We start from the raw sequence: 4,003 nt of genomic DNA on the forward strand, positions 1-4,003 counted from the left end.
TGTCCCAGCCCGGTTAACTAAACCAGATTTTCCTGTGGATTTCCCATTTACCTTTGACAGGAATCTCTCAAGATTATCAGTAATTTCAATGGGATGACAGACGGTCAACTCGTCTCACTGGTAGAACTGGTAAAGAAGGGAAGCCTGAAATTCAGCCAGGGTACCTTCATCTTCAAGGGCGATCATTTTTTTTTGCCTCTCACAAGCCCGCAGCATGCCCGCACTGTGGCGGCTCCAGCTTCTACAGGCACGGCAGCTACCTCCGCCAGTTTCTCGCTTTAATCGGCGGGAAGCTTGCCAAAGCAGCCCTTCGCAACCGCAGGTGGGACTGTCTTCAATGTCCTCACACGTTCAGTATCACACCGCCATCCCTTCACAAGAGAATTCACGCCTGCACCCAGGTCATATTCCTGTTGCTCTTGGTGTACCTCTCCTCTTCTTACGGCTATGAGAAATGTGATTTTGGCATCCTGGAGGGCGCAGCTTCGCGGAGCACGCTGTTCCGCCATCTGAAACGAGCACGGCAATGCGCATTTGAAACGCTTCAAAGCATAAGGGAGGTGGTTCTTGAAAAGATAGTGCCCGAGGCCTGGGAGTTGATAACGCTTGATGGTCTGTCGCCTCCGCGGTGCTGGAAGCTGAAAGCTCTGGAAGTTTCGCCGCTTGCTGAAGCCTTCAGCATAATTTTCACTGGGATCACACAACTCTGCACACCATTAAGCCTGCTCCTGGCCCGGGCACAAGAACGATCCGCAACGTATCGAAGACCGTTCCTCCTCAACGTTCGATAACACTTTCCCTGATACCTCTTGGGAGAGCCATGTGGGATTTTTTTTCTTGCAGGCCCACCTTTTTGTCCCGCCGATCCCACACTCGATGCTCTCGATTCCCTCCTTTCCCTCGTCTATACTGGAATAATCATGAAGGAAAGTGAGGTGAGGGCATTATGCCCGAAGATCTGGCTCTTAAGAAAGCGCTCTTCCGCTACCAGGTCATCAGCCCGCTTCTCGCGATGGACATCTCGCGGGGAGAGAAAATGAAGCGCTACCGGGAGCTTGCCGACAAAGAATGGGTCACCCCGGGAGGAAAGCAGGTCAGGATAAGTGTCGAGGCTATCCGCCGCTGGCTCCGGTGCTATAAGAAGGAGGGCTTTGAGGGCCTCAAAGATTCTCACCGCTCCTCCCGGGGAGGCAGAATACCGCAGGAGGCCATTGTGAAAGCCTGCCAGCTCAAGCAGCAGGTCGCTGAGCGATCCATCGACAAAATCATCACCATCATGGAGGATATGGGCTTTGCGGAAGAAGGGCTCCTCAAGCGCTCCACCCTCCACCGCCATCTCAAGGAGCGGGGGCTCTCCGCGCGCCGTGTCAAAGCGCCCGACAGGAAAGATCTTGCACGGTGGCAGGCCGAGTATGCCAACGACCTGTGGCAGTCCGACATGCTGGGCGGCCCCTATCTTCCAGACCCGCTCTCCCAAGGCACAAAGAGAAAGACCTGGCTTTATGGCTTTCTTGATGACGCCTCGCGCCTGATGCCCTATGGAAGGTTCTTCTTCAAAGGAGATCTCCCGGCCCTCGAACTTGTCTTCAAACGCTCCATTCAGCGGTGTGGGAGACCCCGTGCCGTATACTACGACAACGGGCTTGTGTATCGAGCAGAACATATGGAGAGGGTCTGCGCAGAGCTCGGCATCCACAAACCAATATTTACTAGCGTGAGACGACCTCAAGGTCACGGTAAGATCGAGGCATGGAATGCCTTCTGCACCACCAACTTCCTCGCCGAGCTGAAAGACTCGCACATCACCACTCTTGAAGACCTCAACAAAGCATTTCTCATATGGGTTGAGTATGAATACAACCGCAGGCGCCACAGCGAGCTCGGGTGCACTCCCCGCGAGCGCTGGCAGAGAGATGCCGGACGGTTTCGTTATGTCAATGAGGAGAAACTGAGGACGGTATTCCTCTGGAGAGAGGAGCGCAGGGTGGACAAATGTGCCATGATTCAGCTTTTCACCAGGCGCTACCGCGTATCAACCCGGTTTTGCGGGAGAAAAGTTGAGGTCCGCTACAATCCCGAGCATCTTGAGGTCATAGAGATATGGTCGGGAGGGAAATTCCAGGAGCGTGTGCACCCCTTCGTCACCCGGCGCCGCAGGCCTCCCCGGGAGGTTCTTCCGCCCTCCGAAATCCCCGAGCCCGCTGAAAAGACCGACTACCTGGGATTTCTTGTGAAGAGCCATGAGGCAGGCGACGATTCACCGAGGCCCGGGGAAGAGTTTCTTCACCGTGAAGAGCTCAGTGCCGTTGATGCCTTTGTTGAGTTATTCAGGAACCGGGTGGCGGCGGAGGTGTTTGACGAGCAGGCGCTGAGAGACCACTGGGCACGATGTGGTCCCCTTGATCTCGTTGAGGTGGCCGGCGCCCTTGAGAATATGCTTGCGGACTGCCCGGCAGATCTGCACATCAGCTTTTATCTTGACCGCCTGCAGAAAGGAGATTCTTTATGAAAATCAGGAAAGAGGATATCGAGCAGTTTGACAGGGGACGACTCCAGACATTTTTTGCCTTCTCGAAGATACCCTTCACCAAGTATGTCTGGTCATCAAAGATGTTTCAGGCGAAGAGCCAGCAGGAGCTTCTTCAGGGCCTTCACTACAGCCTCGAGGTGAGGGGGATTTCTCTTGTCATCGGCAGTCCCGGCGTGGGCAAGAGCATCACGCTCAGGAAGTTCAAGGACGAGCTTTCGCCCCAGCATTATCAGCCCTACTATCTCTGGAACACCAGGATATCCCCTGTGGGATTCATGCGCTCCCTGTGCCGGACCTTTCAGCTTCCTCCCGCCCCTTACATCGCCGACATGTTCGACTCGGTGAATGCCTTTCTCGGCGGACTTGAGGAGACCATGGGGAAGTATCCCGTCCTCATCTTTGATGAATGCGACAATCTCTCACGGGAGGTGCTGGAACGCATCCGGCTCCTTATGAACTTCGAGATGGACTCTGACGAGAGATTCTCGCTTATCATGTGCGGCACCGAGAAGCTCCAGAACCTGCTGAGAGAGCATGCCCATACCGCCTTCCGCCAGAGGATCACCTATTGCCATAAGCTGCGCCCTTTCTCCTTTGACGATGCGAGGGCCTATGTGAATTACCATCTCTCTCGTGTTGACGGTGCTCCTGAGATATTCACCGACGGGGCTGTAAATCTCATGTTTCAGATGTCGCGGGGCCTTCCGCGAGTGATGAACCAGGTGGCGATACAGTCACTCATCCACGCGGCAATTCACCGGAACGAGAGGATTGATGAAAATCTCATCAGGAGAAATGTTGACATCAACCTTCTCATCGAGCTTCCCGACGATGAGAAAAGCGCTGCATAGAAAAGGAGGGATGGCATATGTTTCTTGCTTGCGGTATTGACCTTTACGAAGATCCCTGCCCTGTCGTGATAATGGAGAAGAGCGGTGCGGTCCTGGAGCACACCCGCCTGATGAGAAATCCTGATGTTCTTTCCAGGTTTCTCCAGGACTTTTCTCTTGCGCAGGGGCATATTCTGTTCTGTGCCCTTGTCGAGGAGAGCGGGCGGAGCTTCCCTGAGTTTGCCGTGGCATTGAGGGACACCGGCGCCCTGATAAAAACCTACGACCTGTATTCGATGATTCACCTGAAGAATATGCTCAGGGATGTGAAATCCGAGTTCCCGCCTCTTGCCTATTGCCTCGCCAAGAGGCTGCAGAATGAGGCGCTTGACCTCGCAAGCTTTCAGTCGGAAATCCGGGAGCTTCTCAAGCTCAAGGAGGCGCTTGACAGGGTGCTTCTCCGCCTTGTCACAATTCACGCTTTTCCAGACGACTGTCACCTCGTGCATTTCAAGTGAGTGGCAATGAGAGGGCTTTGATAACGGCTCTCCGGCAGATGGGAACCACTAATTCACTGAATTCCAGTCAGATTACCAGTAATTTTGACTGGGATTCTTGTGGTATGGATAGGTGGGACGGGGCA

At 54.2% G+C, this 4,003-nt stretch carries 4 protein-coding genes; all 4 read left to right on the plus strand.

The genetic code is table 11. From position 1 onward, the window contains the following. The first annotated feature begins 413 nt into the window (after positions 1-413). The 4 genes from RDV48_31485 to RDV48_31500 all read left to right on the plus strand — a co-directional run bounded on the left by RDV48_31485 (position 414) and on the right by RDV48_31500 (position 3,878). The gene (locus RDV48_31485; protein MDQ7827359.1) at positions 414-791 is read left to right on the plus strand and encodes a hypothetical protein; all 378 of its coding nucleotides are present in this window, start codon (positions 414-416) and stop codon (positions 789-791) included. A 155-nt stretch (positions 792-946) separates the two neighbouring features. Next, positions 947-2,509, plus strand: coding sequence for a Mu transposase C-terminal domain-containing protein (locus tag RDV48_31490; GenBank protein ID MDQ7827360.1), 1,563 nt, complete (start codon positions 947-949; stop codon positions 2,507-2,509). Further along, positions 2,506-3,381, plus strand: a complete 876-nt coding sequence (locus RDV48_31495) for an AAA family ATPase (protein MDQ7827361.1) — start codon at positions 2,506-2,508, stop codon at positions 3,379-3,381. Before RDV48_31490 ends, RDV48_31495 begins: the two co-directional genes overlap by 4 nt. A 17-nt stretch (positions 3,382-3,398) precedes the next feature. Beyond that, entirely contained in the window at positions 3,399-3,878 is a 480-nt protein-coding gene (locus RDV48_31500; protein MDQ7827362.1) for a hypothetical protein, read from the plus strand. The last annotated feature ends 125 nt before the right edge of the window (positions 3,879-4,003 follow it).

The organism is Candidatus Eremiobacterota bacterium, from assembly GCA_031082125.1.
Lineage (GTDB): Bacteria > Vulcanimicrobiota > CADAWZ01 > CADAWZ01 > Ess09-12 > Ess09-12.

What these genes read in the sequence shown, in the direction of transcription:
- RDV48_31500 (MDQ7827362.1), top strand. Translation starts at nt 3,399, where the DNA reads ATGTTTCTTGCTTGCGGTATTGACCTTTACGAAGATCCCTGCCCTGTC.
- RDV48_31495 (MDQ7827361.1), top strand. Translation starts at nt 2,506, where the DNA reads ATGAAAATCAGGAAAGAGGATATCGAGCAGTTTGACAGGGGACGACTC.
- RDV48_31490 (MDQ7827360.1), top strand. Translation starts at nt 947, where the DNA reads ATGCCCGAAGATCTGGCTCTTAAGAAAGCGCTCTTCCGCTACCAGGTC.